A 1560-nucleotide genomic window follows, 5' to 3' on the forward strand; every position below is an offset into this window, starting at 1 on the left:
GCTGATGAGGTTGGTACCGTGGAAAGCGCTGGGCTTCTGCTTATATATGACAATGTCGCTCGGTTCGGGCGCGATCTGCGGCATGATCTCGTTGCCGTCGCGATTGCTGCCGCCAGGTTTTTCACCGCTGCGTTCGTTCTTCCAGGCCCAACTGCCCGCGTCCCAATTGTCGGAGCGTCGCACTCCGGTTGTATAGATCACCGGGACTTCGCGGTCGCGCGCTGTTCCAATCAGGTTCTGCAGAACTGGCAGAGCATCCCAGGCAGCTTCGCCACCCGACTGGCGCCAGCGCTTGACCGATTCCAGCAGGGGCTCGCGCTTGTCGCCGCAAAACGCGTAGTTGACGTCGACGATCAGCAATGCCGGTCGCTTGCCAAATCCTGCGCGCGCACCATATCCGGCAAGTTTGAATACTTCCTTGTCGCGCTCCGTAAGGAATTTGTCCCAAATTCGCTCTGCCATTGAATCTATCCTCCATTCTCTGAAAATCACCGGATAACCATGCCATGGCGTCGCCGATCGGATGAAAACACGCTTCCGTGTACCCTCCTTCCGACAAAAAGATGCCTTGGCGACTTGACTTCTCCCACAAATTTGTTTGTATGGCAAACATACATTATAACAGAATGACAAGAGAAATTAAGCCAACTGCATTTGCGTGAATGCCCGGCACGGGCGCCCTTGGAGGAGGAACTCATGATTCACAAGTCTCTTAGAACCCGTTTTGCCTGCGCCTTCGCCGGCGTAATACTTGCATCCACCGCAATGACATCGATAGCCAGCGCTCAAGAAGCGTGGCGCCACGGCATTGTTGAAGCCAAGGGCGATTCCGGCTTCCTCTTTCAGGCCGCAGAAGGTGGCTTCGATGACAAGCACGGCATCAACATCGACATGGTGCAATTCACCGGCGGTCCAACCGCGCTGAAGGCGCTCATCGCCGGCGATCTCGACAGTTTCGAGGCGAGCCCCGTTATCGCGCTCTCCGCTTTGCATCAGGGCGCTGACGTCAAGATCATTGGCTGCGACTGGCCGGGCATGACCTATACGGTCTTTTCCGGCAAGGACATCGCAAGCGCGGCTGATCTCAAAGGCAAGACGGTTGGCGTTTCTGCGCCCGGCTCGCTTCCCGATATTTTCACCCGCCTCGCGCTTGAAGCATCCGGCCTCGCCAATACAGACGTAACGTTTGCCAATGCCGGCGGCAGTGCCGATCGTGTCAAGGCAGTTGGCGGCGGGGTCGTTGCTGCTGCTGCCAGCTCAAGCGAATTTGCCGTCGATGCAGACGCCTTGAACGTCAAGCCGCTTTTGAAGGGCACCGAGGTCACGCCGCAGTTCCTCAAGGTCTGCATCATGACCACCGGCAAGAAGATCGCCGAGCGCCGCGAAGCGATGACCAATTTCCTCGCCGCCGAGATGGAAGGCCTTGCTCATGCGATCGCCAACAAGGACGCGATGCTCGAGGTTGCACGCAAGGTCGGTCACCTGCCCGAGGACGACAAGACCGCCGAGTTCATTTACAATGAAGCTATCGAGTACAAGGCGATCAATGCGGATCTGGCC

Annotated in this window: 2 protein-coding genes; one reads left to right on the forward strand and one right to left on the reverse strand. The window is 57.4% G+C overall.

Features of this window, described 5'->3' with window-relative positions:
* A partial coding sequence (locus ACXJ5O_RS26510; RefSeq protein ID WP_457302511.1) for a cysteine hydrolase family protein occupies positions 1 to 462 on the reverse strand: 462 nt, incomplete at its 3' end.
* A gap of 234 nt (positions 463 to 696) precedes the next feature.
* Between ACXJ5O_RS26510 and ACXJ5O_RS26515 the strand changes: the two genes are divergently transcribed.
* A partial coding sequence (locus ACXJ5O_RS26515; protein WP_457302512.1) for an ABC transporter substrate-binding protein occupies positions 697 to 1560 on the forward strand: 864 nt, incomplete at its 3' end.

The sequence above is a fragment of the Phyllobacterium sp. P5_D12 genome, from assembly GCF_054049495.1.